The following is a 20,813-nucleotide window of genomic DNA, read 5'->3' on the forward strand; positions in this document are numbered from 1 at the left end:
GCACGCTTGAGCGGGAAATAATCCGTAAGCGAACTTTCCCCGCGACTGGCGCTTGGCCTGTAGGGGCATCACAAAACGCGGCAGTATACCCGAGGGTCAGCCGGCAATGGGTGCCGTTGGTGAATTGCACAGGCCCATTAAATGGCCCGAAATGCTGGGAATTCATTCCGTCAGGTAGACCCAATTGTCCCCTTAGCGAGCAAGCCCGCTCCCACAAGCTGGCCTGGGCGCTCAAGAAAGCCTAGAATTGCCCATCGTTTATTCCCAAGGTAGTCCGTCAATGTCCTTCGCTGAGCAACTAACCCGCCTGCAAGCCTTCCTCGATGCCGATGAGCTGCACGACGAGGCGCTGGACTACGTGGCCGCCCACGGCTATCTGACCGCGCTGTCGATCTGCTCCGATGTCGTGCCTGATCGTGAATGGATCGACGCACTGTTCTCTGAAGAGCCTCACTACAGTGATGCCGCCCAGCGCGAAGAAATCGAATCCACCCTGCTGGCCCTCAAGGCTCACATTGGCCGCCAACTGGCTTCCGATGAAGAGTTCGAACTGCCTTGCGACCTGGACCTCGGCGAAGATCCGGACGACTCCGAACTGCGCGGCTGGTGCATCGGCTTCATGGAAGGCGTGTTCCTGCGTGAAGAGGCCTGGTTCGAAACGGCTGAAGAAGAAGTCAGCGAAATGCTGCTGCCGATCATGGTCGGTTCCGGCCTGTTCGACGAGCAACCTGAGTTCTCCGACATCGCCTCCGACGCCAACCTGATGGACGACATGATCGTTCAGATCCCGGAAGCGCTGACCGCCCTGTACCTGCTGTGCAACGCACCTGACGAAAAGCCGGCGATCCTCAAGCCTCGCCACCACTAAGACCGTTGCCCGTGGCGCCCATGGGCAATCGCTCTGTGATCACGCGCTACGTTCTGCTGGCCATCGGCTGGCTGAGCGTAGTGCTTGGGGTGATCGGCATTTTCCTGCCGGTGCTGCCCACTACTCCCTTCCTTCTGCTGGCTGCCGCCTGCTTCGCCCGTAGCTCCCCGCGCTTCTACCAATGGCTGGTGGAACACCCGCGCCTGGGGCCGTGGATCCGTGACTATCTGGATGGCAACGGGATTCCGCTCAAGGGCAAGGTGTATGCCATTGGGTTGATGTGGGTGAGTATCGGGTTTTCCTGCTACCTGGTGCCGCTGGTTTGGGCGCGAGGGTTCATGCTGACCAGTGCGGTGTTGGTGACGGTTTATATTTTGCGGCAGAAGACGTTGCCCAAGGCACCGCAGGACTAAATGTGGGAGCGGGTTTGCTCGCGAATACGGTGGATCAGCCAGCACATGTATCGGCTGACACACCGTATTCGCGAGCAAGCCCGCTCCCACATTTTTGATCCAGTGGCTTTAGAGGGATCAACGCATTGGCGGCAACCCATACGCCGCCAGATCAAACTCCGCCAACTTGCGAATAATCTGGTCAGCATGGTGGTACTTGCTGTCCGCCATCGCCTCATCCGGCACGGCAATCGCGGTCATGTGCGCAGCCTTCGCCGCCGTCACGCCAAACGGCGAATCCTCAAACACCAGGCAATCCTCTGGCGCCACACCCAAGCGGCGCGCCGCCGTCAGGAAGATATCCGGCGCTGGCTTGGCCGCTCCCACTTCCGGGTCATCCGCAGTCACGATAGTGTCGAACAGCCCAAACCACTCACGGTGCAACGTGGTTTTGTGACCAAACGAATTGCGCGACGAACTGGTGCCCACGGCAATCGGAATGTTATTCGCCTTCAAGTGCCGCACCAGCGCCTCAGCGCCCGGCATGCCCAAGGCCTTGGGGAAACGCTCACTCATCAGTGGCTCGCGGATCACCAAAAATTCGGCGGCCGTAATCGGCAGGTCCAGGGCCTTGACCACGTAATCCGCCAGGTCCTGGGCGCCGCGACCAATGATGTGCTGCTTGATCCCCCAGTCATAGGTACGGCCGTAGCGTTCGGCGATGATCTGCGTGACTTCGGTGTAGATGCCTTCTGTGTCCAGCAACAACCCGTCCATATCGAAAATGACAGCCTTGATCGGGACAGCGGTACGCGGTGCATTCATCACTACAGATCCGTGGGCAAAAGGACTAAAAAGATTCAGCACAATAACGGCCCGCCTGCGCTGCTAGCAACCGTTACGAGCCTGTGCCGAACCCTGTCAGCGCTTCACTCAGGAAAATCAGCGCCCTCAGTCACCTCAGCCCACGCATCAAAATCCGCGCTCAATGCCTTCACCTTGGTCCGCGCAAAGGTCAACGCCGCCTTGCCCAGTAGCAAGCGCAATGGCGGTTGCTCAGCCTCCACCGCCTTGACGATGGCAATCGCCGCGCGCACCGGATCACCCGGCTGCTTGCCGCTGTAGTTGCGCACCATGTTGGCACGTGCCACCGCCGTTTCCTTGTAGTCGGCAATCCCGTGAGCCGCCTCGTTGGCCGAACGCCCGGCCCAGTCGGTACGGAACGGGCCCGGCTCGACCAGCAACACCTTGATGCCCAACGGCGCGACTTCCTGGGAAAGCGCCTCGGAAAGGCCCTCCACCGCAAACTTGGTCGCATTGTAGAAACTCAGCGACGGGAACGCCGCCACACCGCCCACCGAGGAAATGTTCACGATGCTGCCCGAGCGCCGGGCGCGCATGCCGGGCAAGGCCGCGCGAGTCATGGCGCTCAGGCCCCATACGTTGATTTCGAACATGTTGCGCACATCATCCAGGTCGCTTTCTTCGAAGGAGCCGAAGTAGCCAACACCGGCATTGTTGACCAGTACGTCGATATGGCCGAAACGTTCTTCAGCCGCTTTGACAGCCGCCTCGACCTGGGCCTGGTCGGTCACGTCCAGCGTCAGAACCAGCGCGTTGTCTTCGTGACCGGCGACGATGTCCTGCACCTGTTGCGTATTACGTGCGGTGACCACGGTCGGGTAGCCGAGGCTCAGGGTGTGCAACGCCAGCTGGCGGCCGAAACCGGTGGAGCAGCCAGTGATGAACCAGACGGGTTTTGCGGTGGAAGTCGTCATAAAGGGCCAATCCTCGTGAGTGTAGGAAAAGTATGCGCGCCGCTGTTCTTGCTAAAAAGATGCATAATCTGCAAGGCCCTTTCGGAAATACCACACAATGGACACGCCCGATTTCCAGCAATTGCAACTGTTCCTACAGGTCGCCCGCTCGAAAAGCTTCACCCAGGCGGCCGACGCCAGCAGCCTCTCGGTGTCGACCGTCAGCCATCGCGTGCGCGCCCTGGAGAAACAGTTGGGCGTGCAACTGCTCAACCGCACCACCCGCAGCGTCAGCGTGACCGAGGCCGGCGAGCAATTGATCCAGAAGATCACGCCGCTGCTGGAAGAGCTGCAAACCAGCCTGCACAGCGTAGCAGCGGCTACGGTCGACGCCGCCGGTACCTTGCGCCTGAACATTCCCTCCACCGCCAGCCGAATGGTCCTGCAACCGTTGCTCCAGCGCTTCCTGCGCAAATACCCGGGCATCAACCTGGAAGTGGCGGTGGACAACAGCCTCGTGGATATCGTCGCCCAGGGTTTTGACGCGGGCATCCGCTACGACCATGTGCTTGCCGAAGACATGGTGGTGGTGCCGGTGGCGACGCAGTTGCGATTCGTCATCGTCGCCACGCCGGAGTATTTGCAGGGGCGCAAACTGCCCACTCATCCCCACGATTTACTGGAGCATGAGTGCGTCAACTACCGCAGTGCGCAGACCGGCTCGCTGCACCGCTGGGACTTTGAAAAAGCCGGCAAGCAGATGCGGGTTACGGTAAAAGGCCGGCTGGCGACCAACGATGTTGAATTGATGGTGCGCGGTGCGCTGGACGGGTTTGGCTTTGCCTACGTGGCGCGCTCCAGCGTCGAGCAGTACCTGCAACGCGGTGAGTTGGTGGAGGTGCTGGACGACTGGATTGCCCACAGCGCGCTGTATTTGTATTACTTCAACCGTACGAACACGCCGAAGAAATTGCGGGTGTTCATCGAGTTCCTGAAGGAAGAATTCGGGACCTGATCCTTTCAAAAAGCGAACCCAATCATGCTCTACCGCTTCGCCGCTGACGGCCTGGTGCTGTTTCATTTGTCGTTCATTCTGTTCGTGCTGTTTGGCGGTTTGCTCGCCCTCAAATGGCGGCCCGTGATGTGGCTGCATTTGCCCGCTGCTGCCTGGGGCGTTGCGGTGGAAGTGTTCCACCTGCCCTGCCCGCTGACCCGCTGGGAAAATCTGTTTCGTCATTTGGCCGGGCAGGACGGTTATGGTGGTGGCTTCATCGAGCATTACATCCTGACCCTGATCTATCCGGCCGGGCTGACGCCGCAGATTCAATTGGGGCTGGGCGCGCTGGTGCTGTTGATCAACATCGCGGTGTATGTGCGCCTGATCAGGCGCTCTTAGGCAGGCAACCAATACCAACTAACGTCGCCTCAACCGCCTCATCCAACGGTGTGTGGGGTTCGCTGCCCAGCACTTGCACCAAGTGACGGTTATCCATGCGCACCTCGGTTTGCCACAGGTAGCGCATTTCCTGCATCTCGCGGAAGGTGGTGACAAAGGGCGCGGCCAGTTTCAGCAGCCACCATGGGAAAGCCCTGACAGAAGGCTGGCGGCCGGTCCTGCGTGACACCACCCGCTGAATCGCCTGGCTCATCTGCCGACCATCGGCATCTATGTGCCCCGCCATATGAAAACGGGCGAAGGCATCAAGGGTGTCGCGGCGTGCAATCAACTCGACCATGGTTCTCGCTACGTCAGGCAGGTAAGCCCACTGATGCCCCACACCTGGCGCCCCTGGATAGGTCACGTTGGCCACCGGCTTTGCGGGCTTGACCAAGCCTTGGGAAAACCAGCTGCTGCCGGCCTTGGCGCCGAAAAAATCGCCTGCCCGCACGATCAACACCCGGGCGCCCTGCTGGGTCGCCTCAAGCAGACGCTGCTCCATCTCCACCCGGATCGCGCCCTTGCGGGTAAGTGGATGCTGCGGCGAATCTTCCTCCAACCGCGCAAATGCATCAGGCCCGAAGTTGTACACCGTGCCCGGCAGGACAATCGTCGCCCCTCCAGCGATTGCCGCCGCGATGCTGTTATCGATCATCGGCAACACCAGTTCTGCCCAGCGCTGATAACCAGGCGGGTTGACCGCATGCACGATCACCGAACACTCCTTGGCCGCCGCGACGACTTCCTCGCGGTTCAGCGCATCACCTTTTATCCATGTGAAATCGGCGTTCTGCTTGTGGGCCTTATCCACATCCCTCGTCAGGGCGCACACCTGCCAGCCGGCAGCGAACAACTGCCGCGCCACTTCGCCACCAACCCCGCCTGTCGCGCCCAACACCAGAACCTTGTTCATGCTTTTTCCCCTGAGGGTTGTTTGATGAGGCGATTCTGTTCGAGGGCGGGCTATAGAGGAATTGCCAAAGATCATCCAGTCGCTATACATTTATGCATGGCATCGACTATTGGTTGGGAGCTTTACCGGTCTTTCCTCGGGGTACTCAAGGAAGGATCGTTGTCGGGGGCCGCACGGCAGCTCGGCATCACTCAACCCACCGTCGGGCGGCACATCGCTGCGTTGGAGAAATCCCTGAACGTGGTGCTGTTCACCCGTTCCGCCAGTGGCCTGCTGCCCACGGCGGTCGCCCTCACGCTACGCACCCACGCCGAAACCATGGAGACCACCGCCGCCGCCCTTGAACGAGCCGCTTCGCCCCAAGGCCCCGAAGTGCGCGGCGTGGTGCGGGTGTCTGCCAGCGAAGTGATCGGCGTGGAAGTCCTGCCGCCGATCATCACCCGCCTGCGCCAGCAGCACCCGCACCTCAAGGTCGAACTGGTGCTGAGCAATCGCCTGCTCGACCTGCTGCAACTGGAGGCCGACATCGCCGTGCGAATGGTCCGACCCAGCCAGGAACAACTGCTGGCGAAACGCATCGGCGTTATCGAAGTCGGCCTGCACGCACGCAACGACTACCTGCAACAACACGGCACGCCCCAGAGCCTGAATGACCTGACGGCCCACTCAGTCATCGGCTACGACCAGGAAAACGCCTTCATCCGCAGCCTGGCCGTCAAAGGCTTTGAGCGCAGCGCCTTTTCCCTCAGCAGCGACAGCGACCTCGCACAACTGGCCCTGATCCGCGCCGGCGCCGGTATCGGTGGCTGCCAGGTCAAACTGGCCCGGCAAGACGCCCGCCTGAGCCGGGTCCTGCCGGACGCCTTTTCCCTGCAACTGGACACCTGGGTCACCATGCACGAAGACCTGCGCAACAGCCCGCGTTGCCGCGTCACCTTTGATGCCCTGGTGGCCGGTTTGCAGCATTACGTACAGGATTGAGACAGCTTCGCTGGTGAAGAATCAGACTCCCTCAGTCCCTTCATAGACGCCCCTATGTCCGAAGCCTTCGAAGTCCCCAGCCCCCACGAAAAACACGTCGAACACACCACCGAACATGCCCACGGCCGCGGAGACAATTTCGCCAGCCGCATTGCCGTGATGACCGCCATCATGGCCACCGTCGGCGCCATGCTCAGCTACCAGGCCGGCTCCACCGAAAGCGAAGCGGCGATGGACAAAAACAACGCCGCCATCTTCAAGACCGAAGCCGCCAACCAGTGGAACTACTACCAGGCCAAATCCAGCCGGCAGAACCTCGCGGAGCTGGCCACGCATATTCCTGGGGTTGATGCGGCGCACTACAGCGAAGAGATCCAACGCTACAAAACCCAGAAGGAAGAAGTACGCAAACAAGCGGAAAAGCTCGAAGCGACGTCGAAGGAATGGGATGAAAAATCAGAGCAGGCGCTGCATCAACATCACCGCTGGGCGCAGGCGATGACCGCGATTCAGATCGCTATTTCGTTGGCGGCGATCACCTTGCTGACACGTAAGGAATGGTTGAAGCGCATGGCGTATACCGCTGGTGGCGTGAGTGTGGTGTTGGGCGGGATGGCGTGGCTGCATATTTGAGGTCACCCGCTCAGCACCTTGGCACCAACACCCTCACAGCCTTCAACCAACACTCCGACGGCAAACCGGTGCTGGGAGAAAGGGCACCGCGTCAGCGATTTCCCCTTTGCGATTTATCGAGGCGGTGATATTCGGGACGTTGACCAGTATCCTAATGAAGGACTTTGGATCCTGGATATCCAGATTGCGCACCCGAGCGAGGCTTATGGTGCGTTTTACGCAGATTTGTTGGCTTAACCCTTAACGCTCTATCAAGGAAGTGAAATGGAACGCTCGACCGAATTTCCCGTGCTGTTGTTTTCCTACGGCACGTTGCAGGACAAGGCTGTGCAGTTGGCCAACTTTGGTCGGGAGTTGGTGGGCCAGCAGGATGCGATGCTGGGGTATTCGAAAAGCTGGGTGGCGATTACCGATCTTGAGGTGTTGGCTGCGAGTGGCAAGACTCATCATCCGATTGTTTCACCGAGCGGGCGGAATGAGGACAGTGTTGAGGGGATGGTGTTTCAGATTACCGAGAAGGAGCTTGCAGCGGCGGATGCGTATGAAGTGTCGGACTATAAGCGGGTTTCGGTGGGGTTGGCTTCGGGGTTGACGGCTTGGGTTTATGTGCAGGCTTGAGAAGGTGCGGCTCTTCAATCGGGGCAATTTCCCGCAGATCACTCGGAAAGCGTGCACTGCCGGATTTGTGAAGCTGCCGCTCCTGATCTCGTGCGCGTTACTCGCGGCCTGCAGCAATACCCCCGAGCCGGTTCAGTATCTGCCTGGCCGAGTCATCTATCGCATCGACTCCTCGCGCTTCTTCGAGATCGACCAGACCACCCTCAAGCTCTGCAACGGCTCTGCACCTTCCATCGCCGACTCAGGCGACATGGTGTACTACACCGACACCCGACTCGGCATTCATAGCCCAGTAGCGCGATTTGGCTCGTTCAATGGCATTACCGTTCGGGGCAAAGGCGCCCCATTGATGATTGATGCCGCCAACTCGAACTACCTGGCCATTCCAATTGTTCGTCCGCCGAGTTTCAGCAACGGTGGGGGCGGTCTGCCGCGCCTGTATTTTTCCCAGGATGCCGGGCGCACCTGGCTACGCGTCACTGCGCCCATGTACCTGGAAAACCCGGACGGGACCTGGCTTACCGGCTCCATCCTTTCGGTCGAAGGCCCCCTCCTGTTCGGAGCCGCGCAGATAGATATCTCCTTGAACTACGAATCGCTCAAGGACAATTCTCCCTATTCGAGGCTGTCTTACCCACAACGCTGGCAACGTACCGAAAACCGTCTCACGCCCGGGTACTTCGAGCCTCCTCGCCAAGCGCCTATTGATGATCGGTTCAATTGCGCGACCGGGGATAAGCCATAACAGGCTTTTTTGTCCCGCAGAAAACACAAAACCCCTGGTTTCTCTCGAAACCAGGGGTTTTGTTTACATCGAATTTGGCGGTGAAGGAGAGATTCGAACTCTCGATACAATTTCTTGTATACACACTTTCCAGGCGTGCTCCTTAAGCCACTCGGACACTTCACCGTATCTCGTCAAACTGATTCAGTCTGTCGAGGCGCGCTAATGTAGTCGAAAGCTTTTCCGATGGCAAAGGTTTTTTTCAGAATTTTCATGCGCTTAGGCGGTTATACCGTTCCAGCCCTCTGTGGCGCCATGCACACCAAGGCGATTCTGCCATTCTCGGGCACTCACGGCGCTTGTCTATAGTAGCTGCTGCGCCTTGCCGAAGGCCGCCTGCGGGCGGGCATGGGGGAAAAGTCTGACTGGGTAGTCAGTCACGGCGCTTTACCAGGGCGGGCGCGGTGGGTAACGTCTGCCGTCTGTCCTTCTATTACAAGCATTACAAGGAATCGCGTCATGAGTGAGTTGATTGCTTACCACCTCGAAGACGGTATCGCGACCCTGACCCTGAGCAACGGCAAGGTGAATGCCATTTCGCCGGCAGTGGTCAGTGCGTTTAATGAAGCGCTGGATCAGGCCGAGAAAGATCGGGCGGTGGTGATCATCACGGGCACGCCGGGGATTTTGTCCGGTGGCTATGATTTGAAGGTGATGACCGCTGGCCCTAAAGAAGCCGTGAGCCTGGTGACGTCGGGTTCTACCCTCGCCCGCCGCCTGTTGTCGCACCCGTTCCCGGTGATCGTGGCGTGCCCTGGGCACGCGGTTGCCAAAGGCGCGTTCCTGTTGTTGTCGGCGGATTACCGGATTGGTGTGGACGGGCCTTTCAGCATTGGCCTGAATGAAGTGATGATCGGCATGACCATGCACCACGCCGGGATCGAGCTGGCGCGGGATCGTCTGCGTAAGTCGGCCTTCCACCGTTCGGTGATCAATGCCGAGATGTTTAACCCGCAGGACGCGTTGAGCGCCGGGTTCCTGGATAAGGTGGTCGCGCCGGAAGAGCTGCAGGCAGCAGCGCTGGAAGCAGCTCGCCAGTTGAAGAAGATCAATATGAACGCCCACAAGCACACCAAGCTGAAGGTGCGTAAGGCGCTGCTGGAAGCCCTGGATGACGCGATCATTCAGGACCAGGGCCACCTGGGTTAATCAAACCTACGCCTGCTGAATTGAAGCCCGACCTTGAGTCGGGCTTTTTCTTACAAAGAATTCCGGTTTGCCTACAACCGCTCTAGACAGTGTCTGTCACGGCGCGTTGAAACATGCGCTTAAACATCGCCTATCTTCCGACTCTATAGGGGCAATTGCCGAATACAGTGCACATCCGTACACTGCGCCACCTTTTGTCCCGATGGGCTGTGTCGATGCTTTTTTTGTTACGCATGTTGTTGATGGGCCTGCATTTTATGATTGCGGGCGTACTGGGCGTGCTGCTCGGGATCTGTCGGCCGTTCAATCCGGACAACAGCCGTTACTGCGCGCGCCTGTATGCCGTGCCGGCGATGTGGCTGTTGCGCCTGCGGGTGAAGGCTGAGGTCGACTCGCTGCGCAACAAGCCCAGCAGTTGCGTGATCATCGCCAACCATCAGTCCAACTATGACCTGTTTGTGTTCGGCACCGTGGTGCCCTACCGCACGGTGTGTATCGGCAAGAAGAGCCTGAAGTGGGTGCCGTTGTTTGGGCAACTGTTCTGGCTGGCGGGCAATGTGTTGATTGACCGGGGCAACGCCCACAAGGCGCGGCGCTCGATGCTCACTACAACGCATACCTTGCAACATGCAGACACCTCGATCTGGGTGTTCCCGGAAGGTACGCGCAACTTCGGCGAAACCCTGCTGCCGTTCAAGAAAGGTGCGTTCCAGATGGCGATCGCTGCGGGCGTGCCGATTGTGCAGGTGTGTGTCAGCACGTACGTGAAGCAGATGAAGCTCAACCGCTGGAACAGTGGCGATATTCTGATTCGCTCGCTGCCGCCGATTCCTACGAAGGGGCTGACGATGGATGACATGCCGCTGTTAATGCAGACCTGCCGCGAGCAAATGAAAGATTGTATTGAAGCAATGGACCGAGAGCTGGAAATCACCCCCAGTAGGAGCGAGCTTGCTCGCGAAGGACGTTAACGATTACGCGCTCATTCTGGATTAACCCGCCGCTCTCAGGTTTTTCGCGAGCAAGCTCGCTCCTACAGAGGGCGCGTTCAGGCTAAGCTGCGCAACAACTGTCATCCAATAAAGAAGCGATCAGCACTATGGGTAGAGTTGTTGCGGCCGCCGTCTATAGCGCCGGAAAGAAAGTCACCGATATCACCCTGGACGAAGGCGCTGCCTGGGCCGCCAAGCCCGACCATTTTGTGTGGATCGGCCTGGAAGAGCCCAGCGCCCTGGAACTGGCCAACCTGCAACGCCAGTTCAACCTGCACGAACTGGCCATCGAAGACGCCCTGGAAAAACACAGCCGCCCCAAGCTTGAAACCTTCGGCGACGCGCTGTTTATCGTGACCTACTCGCCGGTACGCGATAACGGCAAGCTGGAGTTTATCGAGACTCATATCTTTGCCGGCAGCGGCTATATCATCACCGCCCGCAACGGCCACTCGGCGTCCTACGGCTACGTGCGCCAGCGTTGTGAGGCGCGGCCACTGTTACTGGAGCATGGGGAAGATTTCGTACTCTATGCGCTGCTGGATTTTGTTACCGAGAACTACCAGCCAGTGAGCGAGGCGATTCATGCCGAGGTCGATGAGCTGGAACGCAACGTGTTGTGCAACTCCCTGAGTGAAGCGGATATCCAGAAGCTCCACGGCCTGCGCCGCGATGTGCTGCGGCTGAAGCGCTACGTGGCGCCGATGGTGGAGATCAGTCAGGAGTTGCAGAAGCTGAGCTTCCCGTTTATCGACAAGAACATGCGCCCGTACTTTCGCGACGTGCAGATTCACGTCACGCGGCAGATGGAAGACCTGACCACCCTGCGGGATATCGCCAGCCAGACCATCGAGATTGGGGTGTTGCTGGAGGCCTCACGCCAGAGCGTGGTGCAACGCAAGTTTGCCGCGTGGGCAGCGATTCTGGCGTTCCCGACGGCGGTGGCCGGGATCTACGGGATGAACTTCCAGAACATGCCGGAGCTGCAATGGCACTACGGCTATTTTGCGGTGCTGGGGTTTATTGCGGTGGGATGTACGAGTTTGTGGGCGAGTTTCAAGCGTTCAGGCTGGCTGTAGGAAAACTGCTGTTGTGGCGAGGGAGCTTGCTCCCGCTGGGGTGCGAAGCTCCCCCAAAAGCTTGCGGCTGCTGCGCAGCCGAGCGGGAGCAAGCTCCCTCGCCACAAAAAGCTGTCCAAACCCGAATTGATTAGGCCACGTCCGCTTTCGGTTTGTGCGCCACAAACCGCATCATCCATTCCGCTACGGTCACACCGTGATGATCTCGCTCCAGGCTGGCCACACCATTGGTGTAGACCTTCTCTCCCAAGGTTGTCTGAAGAATCTCCAACAGCTCGCGAGAATAGTCGTGGATAAATTCCGGGTGGCCCTGGAAGCACAGCACCTGGTCTTCGATGTGGTACGCCGCAAACGGGCAGAATTCGCTGGAAGCGATCACTGTGGCGTTTTCCGGCAAGGTGGTGACCTGGTCCTGGTGGCTGATCAACAGCGTCAATTCTTCCACCACCGGGCTCATCCACGGTGCCTTGGCGTTCAGTTTGTAGTCATGGATGCCCATGCCCCATCCCTTGGTCGCCCGCTCGGTCTTGCCGCCCAACAGCAGCGCCAGCAACTGGTGGCCGAAGCAGATACCGATCAGTTTGTCGCCGCGGGCATGGCGGTCCAGCAGGTAGGTCTTGAGTGTCTGGATCCAGGGATCGGTGCCGAAGGAGTCGGCCTTGCTGCCCGTCACCAGGTACGCGTCGAACACTTCTTCATCCGCTGGGTATTCACCCTGCACCACGTTATAGATGACGAATTCGGCAGCAATCGGCTGTTTGGAGAACAGGCGCTTGAACATCTGCCCGTACCCTTGGTACTGATCGATCAGCCCAGGACGCAGGATATCGGTTTCCAGGATGCACACGCGTAACGACATAAAAAATACCTGACACGGCGATGGGAATAATGAACACCCCCAGAGCCTGCCTTGAAATACCCTTCCAAGGCAAGCCCACATTTTGATCACCGAAACGCTTCACCCTTTGCGGCTTTCTCCAACAGCAGCGCCGGTGGCGTGAAGCGCTCACCGTATTGCTCGGCCAGGTAACGGGCGCGGGCGATGAAGTCGTTCAGGCCGTACTGGTTGATGAATTGCAGCGCCCCGCCGCTCCAGGCGGCAAAGCCGATACCGAAGATCGAGCCGACGTTGGCATCCGCCGTCGACATCAACACGCCCTCCTCCACACAACGCACGGTTTCGATGGCCTGAATGAACAGCAAGCGGTCACGTACGTCCTGGGCTGAGATCCGTTGCTCAGGCTTTTCAAAGCGGTTTTTCAGCTCCGGCCACAGGTGTTTCTGCCCGCCCGCCGGGTAATCGTAGAAGCCACCACCCGCTGCCTTGCCTGGGCGTTTGTATTCGTTGAGCAACAGGTCGATCACGGCAAACGCCGGGTGCTGCGGCAACGGCTTGCCCTCGGCCTTTAGGTCCTTGGCCGTCTGTTGACGGATATGGCTCATCAGGCTGAGGGAAACTTCGTCAGAGACCGCCAGCGGCCCCACTGGCATGCCGGCCTTGCGCGCCTCGGTCTCGATCATCGGCGCTGCTACGCCTTCGCCGAGCATGGCGATGCCTTCGTTGGTGAAGGTGCCGAACACCCGAGAGGTGAAGAAGCCGCGGCTGTCGTTTACCACAATCGGGGTTTTCTTGATTTGCAGTACGAAGTCGAACCCCCGGGCCAGGGTTTCGTCGCTGGTGTGGGCACCCTTGATGATTTCCACCAGGGGCATTTTGTCCACCGGGCTGAAGAAGTGCAGGCCGATAAACTTGCCCTGGTCGGGCACCGCCGTGGCCAGGCCGCTGATGGGCAAGGTGGAGGTGTTGGAGGCGATGACTGCGTCGGCCCCCACCACGCTTTGCGCAGCAGCCGAGACCTTGGCCTTGAGTTCCCGGTCTTCGAAGACGGCTTCGATGATCAGGTCGCAGCCGGCGAGGTCGGCATCGGATTCGGTAGGGACAATCCGCGCGAGGATGGTTTCCCGCTGCTCTGTAGTCAATTGCCCACGGCCGACCTTCTTGTCGAGCAACGCTGCCGAGTGGGCCTTGCCCTTCTCCGCCGCCGCCAGGTTGACGTCCTTCAGCACTACTTCAACGCCCGCCGAGGCGCTGACGTAAGCAATGCCCGCGCCCATCATCCCGGCGCCAAGCACGCCGACCTTGCGTGTCACATACGGCGCAAAGCCCTTGGGTCGCGAGCTACCGGCGTTGATTTCATTGAGCTGGAACCAGAAGGTTCCAATCATGTTTTTCGCCACTTGCCCGGTGACCAGCTCGGTGAAGTAGCGGGTTTCGATCAGGTGCGCGGTGTCGAAATCCACTTGGGCGCCTTCCACGGCGGCGCAGAGGATTTTCTCCGGGGCCGGGAAGCAGCCGTTGGTTTTGGCGCGCAGTATCGATGGCGCAATGGCGAGCATTTGCGCGACTTTCGGGTTGGACGGCGTGCCGCCAGGAATCTGATAACCCTTGATGTCCCAACGCTGTTTCGCCTCGGGATTGGCCAGAATCCACGCCCGGGACTTGGCCAGCAGCTCGTCACGATCTGCCGCCAGCTCGTCAATCAACCCAGCTTGCAGCGCCTGTTGCGGCGTAGTCTTTTTGCCTTCCAGCAAGTAGGGCAAGGCCTTTTCCAGCCCGAGCATACGCACCATGCGCACGACACCGCCGCCGCCCGGCAGCAGGCCGAGGGTGACTTCCGGCAGGCCGATCTGTACCGACTTGTGGTCCAGCGCCACGCGGTGTTGGCACGCCAGGCAAATCTCCCAGCCACCGCCCAGTGCCGCGCCGTTGATGGCGGCCACTACCGGTTTGCCGAGGGTTTCCAGCGCGCGCAGTTGCGCCTTTAACACCAGCACGCTGGCGTAGAAATCCTTGGCGTGGGGCTTGTCGACCTTGATCAATTCATTGAGGTCACCGCCGGCAAAGAAGGTCTTTTTCGCCGAGGTGATGATCACGCCCGCAATCGAATCCTTCTCGGCCTCCAGGCGGGCAACGGTGGCCGCCATGGCCTCGCGGTACACCCCGTTCATGGTGTTGGCGCTCTGGCCGGGCATGTCGATGGTCAGCACCACGATCTGGTCCTGGCCTTTTTCGTAACGAATGGCATCGGTCATGACTGATTCCTTAGGCTCAGAGGCGTTCGATGATGGTGGCGATACCCATGCCGCCGCCGACACACAGGGTGGCCAGGCCATACCGCTGCTGGCGCACCTCCAGTTCGTCGAGCAAGGTGCCGAGAATCGCGCAGCCCGTGGCGCCCAGCGGATGCCCCATGGCGATGGAGCCGCCGTTGACGTTGACCCGGGCGGCGTCGATGCCCATGTCCTTGATGAACTTGAGCACCACCGACGCAAACGCCTCGTTAACCTCGAACAGGTCGATGTCTTCAACCCGCAGGCCAGCCTTGGCCAGGGCCTTGCGGGTGGCCGGTGCGGGGCCGGTGAGCATGATGGTGGGGTCAGTGCTGGTGACCGCCGTGGCGACGATCCGCGCTCGGGGTTGCAGGCCGAGTTCGCGGCCTTTGGATTCAGAGCCGATCAGCATCAGCGCCGCGCCATCGACGATCCCGGAACTGTTGCCCGGCGTGTGCACGTGGTTAATACGCTCGACGTGGCTGTAGACCCGCAAGGCCGTGGCATCGAAGCCCATCTGGCCCATCATTTCGAAGCTGGGCTTGAGTTTGCCCAGGCCTTCGAGGGTGGAATCGCCACGGATGAATTCGTCCTGGTCCAGCAGCACAATGCCATTCTGGTCCTGCACTGCGATCAGCGATTTGTTGAAGGAACCGTCTGATCTTGCCCGCGCCGCTTTCTGCTGTGAGTCCAAGGCAAAGGCATCGACGTCTTGGCGGGTGAAGCCTTCCAGCGTGGCAATCAGGTCGGCGCCGATGCCCTGCGGGGTGAAGTGGCTGTGCAGATTGGTTTGCGGGTCGAGTACCCAGGCACCACCGTCGCTGCCCATGGGCACGCGGGACATGGACTCGACGCCGCCTACCACCACCAGGTCTTCAAAACCGGAGCGCACTTTCATCGCGCCGAGGTTCACGGCTTCCAGGCCCGACGCGCAAAACCGGTTGATCTGCACACCGGCGACGCTGACGTCCCAGTCCGCCACCAGGGCGGCGGTCTTGGCGATGTCGGCGCCCTGGTCGCCCACCGGCGTGACGCATCCCAGGACGATGTCATCCACTTGCCGGGTATCGAGGTCGATGCGCTGTTGCAGCGCGGTCAGCAACCCGGCCACCAGGTTCACCGGCTTGACGCTGTGCAAGGCGCCATCGGCCTTGCCTTTGCCACGGGGCGTGCGTATCGCATCAAAGATCAAAGCTTCGGTCATGACGTCCTCGAATCACTGGGCAACGAATCGTGCTCCTACCTTAGGCGCCGGGGCGCCGGATTCAATGACCGAACCGCTCATTGACCTTGACGCTCACGCTCAGACGAACGGTAGGAGGCTACGGGAATCGGCTGATTAATCGTTTTAGCTGTCTAGCCCTAGGGCTGGCGTCTGGCTGGCAATTGGCCTCATGCCTTTTTAATAAGATTTATTCAGGCAATGAGATTAAATGGATCTAAGCCAAGCAGAACGAGGGCTCTAAGGTTGAATCTGTAGGAGAAGTAAAAGGTTGCTGCCGGGTTTTGCTGGAGCACCTGTAAGAACTGTAAGAAAAGAGTCATGTAGCACCGTCATAGTGAAATCGACCGGCACGCATTTGACGCTCAGGAATAACAACAAAAGGCAGTCAGCCATGTTCAAACAATCGAAAGTACGTCAGGCGGGACTTATTCTTTTCGCCACCACACTGATTCTGATATTGCCCAATCTAACCAAGGTTATTGGGTGACCTCTCACACCCCACATTCTGCGCAGACACAGCGCCAGGATCGCAGCCTTTGGCAGCGCCTTTCGGGATATTGTGCATAGCGATCCCGTCAGGGGCTGCCGTTTTGCGCGCCGGTTTCAGGTGGTTTTGCGGTATCGTGATACCCGCATCGTCACTCAAACACGGGCCCATCCTTGAAACAGATCATCGTCCTTATAACCCTGCTGCTGGCCCTGCCGGCGTCTGCCGCACAACTGACCATCGAGCTGGATCACACCCGTAAAACCTGGGAAACCGCCGAGCTGCTCAAGCGCCCGGATGCGCAGACGGTGCAGATCGTTGATGACGTTTCCTACAAGCGCAACATAACGTATCGCGCGGTACCGCTGGCCGCACTGTTGCCCGGCATCAAGCCGGAAAATCATCTGCAGGCGGTGGCGCTTGACGGCTTTGCCGCGGAACTGACGGCGGCGCCGCTGCTGTCAAAAAGCGGCTCGCAGGCCTGGTTGGCGGTAGAAGACCCGGCGCATCCCTGGCCGCCGCTGGCGGACGGCAAACCCAGTGCCGGGCCGTTTTATCTGGTGTGGACGGACCCGCAGGCCGGGCATATCAGCCCTGAGCAATGGCCGTTTCAGATCTCCGGGATCAAGCAAATGACAACGGTTGCGGAGCGCTTCCCGGCGTTGTTACCAGACCCGAAACTGGCGGCAAATGATCCGGTAAATCAAGGCTTCGCGTTGTTCCAGAAGAACTGCCTGGCGTGTCATCGCCTCAACGGGGCCGGCGATGCGCAGGTGGGGCCAGACTTGAATATTCCTTACAACCCCACTGAATATTTTGCCGGGGATTTCCTCAAGCGCTACATCCGCGACCCGCAAAGCATGCGGCATTGGCCGCAGGCAAAGATGCCGGCGTTTGCCACCAGCGTGCTGCCGGATGCGGACCTGGATCTGCTGGTGGGGTACTTGAAGCATATGGCAGGCAGAAAGCAGCCTTAAGGCTCGGGTAAATCTGTGGCGAGGGAGCTTGCTCCCGCTGGCTGCGCAGCAGCCCCAATCAGACAATCACATTTCTCCAGACAGAACTCGGGGGCATGCTTTGGTGCCGCTTCGCAGCCCAGCGGGAGCAAGCTCCCTCGCCACAAAAAGCTTTCCTGGCACAGAGAGCTTTCCTGCTACACAAAGCTCCCTCTCTCCCGGATTCCTACTGCTGCTGCACCGAAATCACCGGTGTCGGCGCCACAAATACCTTGGCATGCATCTGCTCATGCCCTCCCCCACGACGCATGCCCCGCACCGGGCAGGCGTCCAGGTAATCCAGGCCCACCGCCAGCTTCAAATGCCGTTCCGGCCGGGCCAGTTGGTTGGTCACATCAAAGCTGTACCAGGCGTCATCCAGCCAGGCTTCGGCCCAGGCATGACTGGCCAGGTGCTCGCAGTCTTCGCTGTACAAATACCCCGACACATACCGCGCCGGAATACCCAGGCTGCGAGCACAGGCGAGGAAGGCGTGGGTGTGGTCCTGGCACACCCCGGCGCGCGCGGCAAACGCCTTGGCCGCACAGGTGTCGACTTCGGTAGAGCCGGGCGAGTAGGTCATGTACTGGTTCAGCGCATGCATTAAATCAATCAACGCACTGCGGTCGCGGCGCTGGTGGCAATGCTTTTCGGCAAAGCTGCGCAAGGCATCGTCCGGCTCGGTCAAACGGGTGCAGCGCAGGAACGGAAACGCCGACTGGCTCTCATGTTCGGCTTCGCGCAATTCGTCGATATCCACCTGGCCACGGGCGCCGATGATGATGGCTTCGTGGGGCTCGTCCATGGTTAGCACGTGCAGGATATTGCCGAACGGGTCCAGTTGCGCCCGTACCGGCCGGGGCAAGTCCAGTTGCCAACTAAGGACGTGCTGGCGCTCGCTGTCGTGGGGCGTGAGCCGCAGGTACTGGATGCTGGCGCGCACCTGGTCTTCGTAGTGGTAGGTGGTTTCGTGGCTGATGGAAAGTCTCATGCCGCCTCCAGGTAGGAACTGTAAATAGCATCGCCCAGCTCGCGCACGAGCGGGATGAAGTCGGTCAGCCAAGCGTGCAGGCCTTCCTCGAGAATTTCGTCGATCGCGGTAAAGCGCAGTCGCGCATCCATTTCGGCCGCCAGGCGTTGGGCCGGGCGACCGTTGATGCCGGGCAGGCTGCCAAGGATCTGGTCGATCTCTTCACTGCACGCCCGCAGCGAGCGCGGGACGTCGGCGCGTAGTAGCAACAGCTCGGCGACTTGCCGGGCGCCGGGGGCGTCGCGGTAGATCTCGGTGTAGGCCTCGAAAGAGGACAAGGCCCTTAATAGAGCACTCCACTGATAGTAGGCGTGGGCGGTGCCATCGGTGACCGCTTCGGCCTGGTCGCCGGCCATTTCATAGCGGGCATCCAGCAGGCGCAGCGTGTTGTCGGCGCGTTCGATAAAGGTACCGAGGCGGATAAAACGAAAAGCGTCGTTACGCATGATCGTGCCGTAGGTGGCGCCACGGAACAGGTGGGAGCGCTCCTTGACCCACTCGCAGAACCGACTCATGCCATAACGACTCAGGCCTTGCTGGGCGATGTCGCGAATTTCCAGCCAGGTGGCGTTGATGTTTTCCCACATGTCGGCGGTAATTCGCCCACGCACGGCGTGAGCACTGGCCCGCGCCGCACCGAGGCAGCTGTAGATGCTCGCCGGATTGGCCGCATCCAGAGCGAAGAAGTGCAGCAGGCGCTCGGCGTGCAGCTCGCCGTGACGCTCGCGGTAATCGTCGAGGGTGCCGGTGATCAGCAGCGGCATTGCCAGTTCATGCAAGCCATCGCCGCGCCCGTCCTGGGGCATCAGCGACAGCGAATAACTGACATCGAGCATCCGTGCGAGGTTTTCCGCACGCTCCAGATAGCGCGACATCCAATACAAATCCGAGGCAGTTCTACTCAACATATTTCAATCCTCGACCACCCAGGTGTCTTTGGTGCCGCCGCCCTGGGACGAGTTGACCACCAGCGAACCTTCCCGCAGCGCCACGCGGGTCAGGCCGCCCGGCACCACGCGAGTTTCCTTGCCTTGCAACACGAACGGGCGCAGGTCGATGTGGCGCGGGGCGATGCCGTTTTCGACGAAGGTCGGGCAGGTCGACAGGCACAGGGTTGGTTGCGCGATATAGGCGTGGGGCTTGGCCTTGATGCGTGCGCGGAAGGCTTCGATTTCCGCCGCCGAGGCGGCCGGGCCGACCAACATGCCGTAGCCGCCGGAGCCCTGGGTTTCCTTCACCACCAGTTCCGGAAGGTTGGCCAGCACGTGGGACAGTTCACTGGGATTACGGCACTGGAACGTCGGAACATTCTTCAGGATCGGCTCTTCATCCAGGTAAAAACGGATCATCTCGGTGACGAAGGGGTACACCGACTTGTCATCCGCCACCCCGGTGCCGATGGCATTCGCCAGCACCACATTGCCCGAGCGGTAAGCCGCCAGCAGGCCCGGCACGCCGAGCATGGAGTCCGGGTTGAAGGCCAGCGGGTCGAGGAAGGCGTCGTCAAGGCGGCGGTAAATGACATCCACAGCCTTGGGGCCGTCGGTGGTGCGCATGAACACACGGTCATCACGTACAAACAGGTCGGCGCCTTCCACCAGTTCCACGCCCATTTCACGGGCCAGGAACGCATGTTCGAAGAACGCACTGTTGAAACGCCCCGGAGTGAGTACCACCACGCTGGGGTTATCCAACGGGCTGGAGCTTTTCAGGGTGTCGAGCAACAGGTTGGGGTAGTGATCGATGGGCGCGATGCGCTGGGCGGCGAACAGTTCGGGGAACAGGCGCATCATCATCTTGCGGTCTTCGAGCATGTAGCTGACACCGCTGGGGGTGCGCAGGTTGTCTTCGAGGACGTAGTAAGTACCGTCGCCATCGCGTACGAGGTCGACGCCGGAGATGTGGGAATAGATATCGCGGTGCAGGTCCAGGCCCTGCATCGCCAACTGGTATTGCTCGTTGGCCAGCACTTGCTCGGCAGGGATGATCCCGGCCTTGATGATCCGTTGTTCGTGGTAGAGGTCGGCGAGGAACATGTTCAGCGCCTTGACCCGCTGGATGCAGCCGCGCTCGACGATCCGCCACTCACTGGCCGGGATGCTGCGGGGAATCGTGTCGAAGGGGATCAGGCGCTCGGTGCCTTGCTCATCGCCGTACAGCGTGAAGGTGATACCGGCCCGGTGAAACAGCAAATCGGCTTCACGCCGGCGCTGGGCCAGCAGTTCCGCAGGCGTCTCGGCCAACCAGCGGGCGAATTCGCGGTAATGGGGGCGCACAAGCCCTGCCCCGTCGTACATCTCATCATAATAAGTGCGGATCATGCCGTACTCCTTGTCACCCGGACGCCAGAACCATCGCAAG

Annotated in this window: 21 protein-coding genes, 1 tRNA gene and 1 pseudogene; 13 read left to right on the forward strand and 10 right to left on the reverse strand. The window is 60.0% G+C overall.

Translation table 11 applies throughout. The features are described 5' to 3' along the window. Positions 1 to 280: 280 nt before the first annotated feature. A complete protein-coding gene (locus HBJ59_RS12000) occupies positions 281 to 868 on the forward strand; it encodes a YecA family protein (protein ID WP_017477430.1) in 588 nt (195 codons plus the stop codon). 20 nt (positions 869 to 888) lie between these two features. Next, positions 889 to 1,281 (forward strand): YbaN family protein, encoded by a 393-nt coding sequence (locus tag HBJ59_RS12005; protein ID WP_167663665.1) that lies wholly within the window; start codon positions 889 to 891, stop codon positions 1,279 to 1,281. Between the two features lie 117 nt (positions 1,282 to 1,398). Here HBJ59_RS12005 and HBJ59_RS12010 read toward each other — a convergent pair whose 3' ends face one another. Both HBJ59_RS12010 and HBJ59_RS12015 read right to left on the reverse strand, forming a co-directional pair. Continuing rightward, positions 1,399 to 2,085, reverse strand: coding sequence for an HAD-IA family hydrolase (locus HBJ59_RS12010; RefSeq protein WP_167663666.1), 687 nt, complete (start codon positions 2,083 to 2,085; stop codon positions 1,399 to 1,401). Positions 2,086 to 2,189: 104 nt separating this feature from the next. Then, positions 2,190 to 3,038 (reverse strand): oxidoreductase, encoded by an 849-nt coding sequence (locus HBJ59_RS12015; protein ID WP_063028048.1) that lies wholly within the window; start codon positions 3,036 to 3,038, stop codon positions 2,190 to 2,192. Positions 3,039 to 3,135: 97 nt separating this feature from the next. Here HBJ59_RS12015 and HBJ59_RS12020 point away from each other — a divergent pair, with 97 nt between their 5' ends. Together HBJ59_RS12020 and HBJ59_RS12025 are read left to right on the forward strand one after the other, a co-directional pair. Further along, positions 3,136 to 4,032 (forward strand): LysR family transcriptional regulator, encoded by an 897-nt coding sequence (locus tag HBJ59_RS12020; RefSeq protein ID WP_167663667.1) that lies wholly within the window; start codon positions 3,136 to 3,138, stop codon positions 4,030 to 4,032. A 24-nt stretch (positions 4,033 to 4,056) separates the two neighbouring features. After that, positions 4,057 to 4,413, forward strand: a complete 357-nt coding sequence (locus tag HBJ59_RS12025; protein WP_063028044.1) for a DUF2784 domain-containing protein — start codon at positions 4,057 to 4,059, stop codon at positions 4,411 to 4,413. Here HBJ59_RS12025 and HBJ59_RS12030 read toward each other — a convergent pair. Next, positions 4,400 to 5,368, reverse strand: a complete 969-nt coding sequence (locus HBJ59_RS12030) for an NAD-dependent epimerase/dehydratase family protein (protein WP_167663668.1) — start codon at positions 5,366 to 5,368, stop codon at positions 4,400 to 4,402. The genes HBJ59_RS12025 and HBJ59_RS12030 overlap by 14 nt on opposite strands. 96 nt (positions 5,369 to 5,464) lie before the next feature. On the opposite strand from HBJ59_RS12030, the gene HBJ59_RS12035 reads away from it, so the two are divergent. The 5 genes and pseudogenes from HBJ59_RS12035 to HBJ59_RS12055 all read left to right on the forward strand — a co-directional run bounded on the left by HBJ59_RS12035 (position 5,465) and on the right by HBJ59_RS12055 (position 8,345). Continuing rightward, positions 5,465 to 6,349 (forward strand): LysR family transcriptional regulator, encoded by an 885-nt coding sequence (locus tag HBJ59_RS12035; RefSeq protein WP_167663669.1) that lies wholly within the window; start codon positions 5,465 to 5,467, stop codon positions 6,347 to 6,349. A 54-nt stretch (positions 6,350 to 6,403) separates the two neighbouring features. Then, positions 6,404 to 6,982, forward strand: coding sequence for a DUF4337 domain-containing protein (locus tag HBJ59_RS12040; RefSeq protein ID WP_167663670.1), 579 nt, complete (start codon positions 6,404 to 6,406; stop codon positions 6,980 to 6,982). Positions 6,983 to 7,060: 78 nt separating this feature from the next. Continuing rightward, positions 7,061 to 7,219: pseudogene (locus tag HBJ59_RS31485) on the forward strand ((Fe-S)-binding protein); the annotation flags it as partial. 27 nt (positions 7,220 to 7,246) lie between these two features. Further along, positions 7,247 to 7,600 carry a gamma-glutamylcyclotransferase family protein gene (locus tag HBJ59_RS12050; protein WP_167663671.1) on the forward strand — a complete coding sequence of 118 codons (354 nt, stop codon included), beginning with the start codon at positions 7,247 to 7,249 and terminating at the stop codon, positions 7,598 to 7,600. A 4-nt stretch (positions 7,601 to 7,604) separates the two neighbouring features. Continuing rightward, positions 7,605 to 8,345: a hypothetical protein gene (locus tag HBJ59_RS12055; protein WP_178124265.1), complete on the forward strand. Its 741-nt coding sequence runs from the start codon at positions 7,605 to 7,607 to the stop codon at positions 8,343 to 8,345. Between the two features lie 75 nt (positions 8,346 to 8,420). Here the strand turns inward: HBJ59_RS12055 and HBJ59_RS12060 are convergent. Continuing rightward, positions 8,421 to 8,510: transfer RNA gene (locus tag HBJ59_RS12060), tRNA-Ser, on the reverse strand. Between the two features lie 333 nt (positions 8,511 to 8,843). Between HBJ59_RS12060 and HBJ59_RS12065 the strand changes: the two genes are divergently transcribed. The 3 genes from HBJ59_RS12065 to HBJ59_RS12075 all read left to right on the forward strand — a co-directional run bounded on the left by HBJ59_RS12065 (position 8,844) and on the right by HBJ59_RS12075 (position 11,604). Further along, positions 8,844 to 9,533: a crotonase/enoyl-CoA hydratase family protein gene (locus HBJ59_RS12065; protein ID WP_076015114.1), complete on the forward strand. Its 690-nt coding sequence runs from the start codon at positions 8,844 to 8,846 to the stop codon at positions 9,531 to 9,533. 215 nt (positions 9,534 to 9,748) lie between these two features. Then, complete coding sequence (locus HBJ59_RS12070) at positions 9,749 to 10,504, forward strand: 1-acyl-sn-glycerol-3-phosphate acyltransferase (protein ID WP_076015113.1); 756 nt, start codon at positions 9,749 to 9,751, stop codon at positions 10,502 to 10,504. 128 nt (positions 10,505 to 10,632) lie between these two features. Continuing rightward, positions 10,633 to 11,604: a magnesium and cobalt transport protein CorA gene (locus HBJ59_RS12075; protein ID WP_017475769.1), complete on the forward strand. Its 972-nt coding sequence runs from the start codon at positions 10,633 to 10,635 to the stop codon at positions 11,602 to 11,604. Positions 11,605 to 11,734: 130 nt separating this feature from the next. On the opposite strand, the gene HBJ59_RS12080 is transcribed toward HBJ59_RS12075, so the two are convergent. From HBJ59_RS12080 to HBJ59_RS12090, 3 genes are all read right to left on the reverse strand, one after another. Beyond that, the gene (locus tag HBJ59_RS12080; protein ID WP_008434897.1) at positions 11,735 to 12,463 is read right to left on the reverse strand and encodes an amidotransferase; all 729 of its coding nucleotides are present in this window, start codon (positions 12,461 to 12,463) and stop codon (positions 11,735 to 11,737) included. 86 nt (positions 12,464 to 12,549) lie between these two features. After that, on the reverse strand, positions 12,550 to 14,697 hold the full coding sequence (locus HBJ59_RS12085) for a 3-hydroxyacyl-CoA dehydrogenase NAD-binding domain-containing protein (RefSeq protein WP_167663672.1): 2,148 nt from the start codon (positions 14,695 to 14,697) through the stop codon (positions 12,550 to 12,552). Between the two features lie 16 nt (positions 14,698 to 14,713). Beyond that, entirely contained in the window at positions 14,714 to 15,919 is a 1,206-nt protein-coding gene (locus HBJ59_RS12090; RefSeq protein ID WP_167663673.1) for an acetyl-CoA C-acetyltransferase, read from the reverse strand. A gap of 681 nt (positions 15,920 to 16,600) precedes the next feature. Here HBJ59_RS12090 and HBJ59_RS12095 point away from each other — a divergent pair. Further along, positions 16,601 to 17,404 carry a cytochrome c gene (locus tag HBJ59_RS12095; RefSeq protein ID WP_167663674.1) on the forward strand — a complete coding sequence of 268 codons (804 nt, stop codon included), beginning with the start codon at positions 16,601 to 16,603 and terminating at the stop codon, positions 17,402 to 17,404. Between the two features lie 205 nt (positions 17,405 to 17,609). Here the strand turns inward: HBJ59_RS12095 and HBJ59_RS12100 are convergent, their stop codons facing one another. The 3 genes from HBJ59_RS12100 to HBJ59_RS12110 are packed head-to-tail and all read right to left on the reverse strand — an operon-like array spanning position 17,610 to position 20,773. Beyond that, positions 17,610 to 18,413 carry a transglutaminase family protein gene (locus HBJ59_RS12100; RefSeq protein WP_167663675.1) on the reverse strand — a complete coding sequence of 268 codons (804 nt, stop codon included), beginning with the start codon at positions 18,411 to 18,413 and terminating at the stop codon, positions 17,610 to 17,612. Continuing rightward, a complete protein-coding gene (locus HBJ59_RS12105) occupies positions 18,410 to 19,360 on the reverse strand; it encodes an alpha-E domain-containing protein (RefSeq protein WP_063027996.1) in 951 nt (316 codons plus the stop codon). The genes HBJ59_RS12100 and HBJ59_RS12105 overlap by 4 nt, the downstream gene beginning before the upstream one ends. A 3-nt stretch (positions 19,361 to 19,363) precedes the next feature. Beyond that, positions 19,364 to 20,773 (reverse strand): circularly permuted type 2 ATP-grasp protein, encoded by a 1,410-nt coding sequence (locus tag HBJ59_RS12110; protein WP_076015106.1) that lies wholly within the window; start codon positions 20,771 to 20,773, stop codon positions 19,364 to 19,366. Positions 20,774 to 20,813: the final 40 nt, after the last annotated feature.

The sequence above is a fragment of the Pseudomonas sp. AN3A02 genome (assembly GCF_011765255.1).
Classification (GTDB): domain Bacteria; phylum Pseudomonadota; class Gammaproteobacteria; order Pseudomonadales; family Pseudomonadaceae; genus Aquipseudomonas.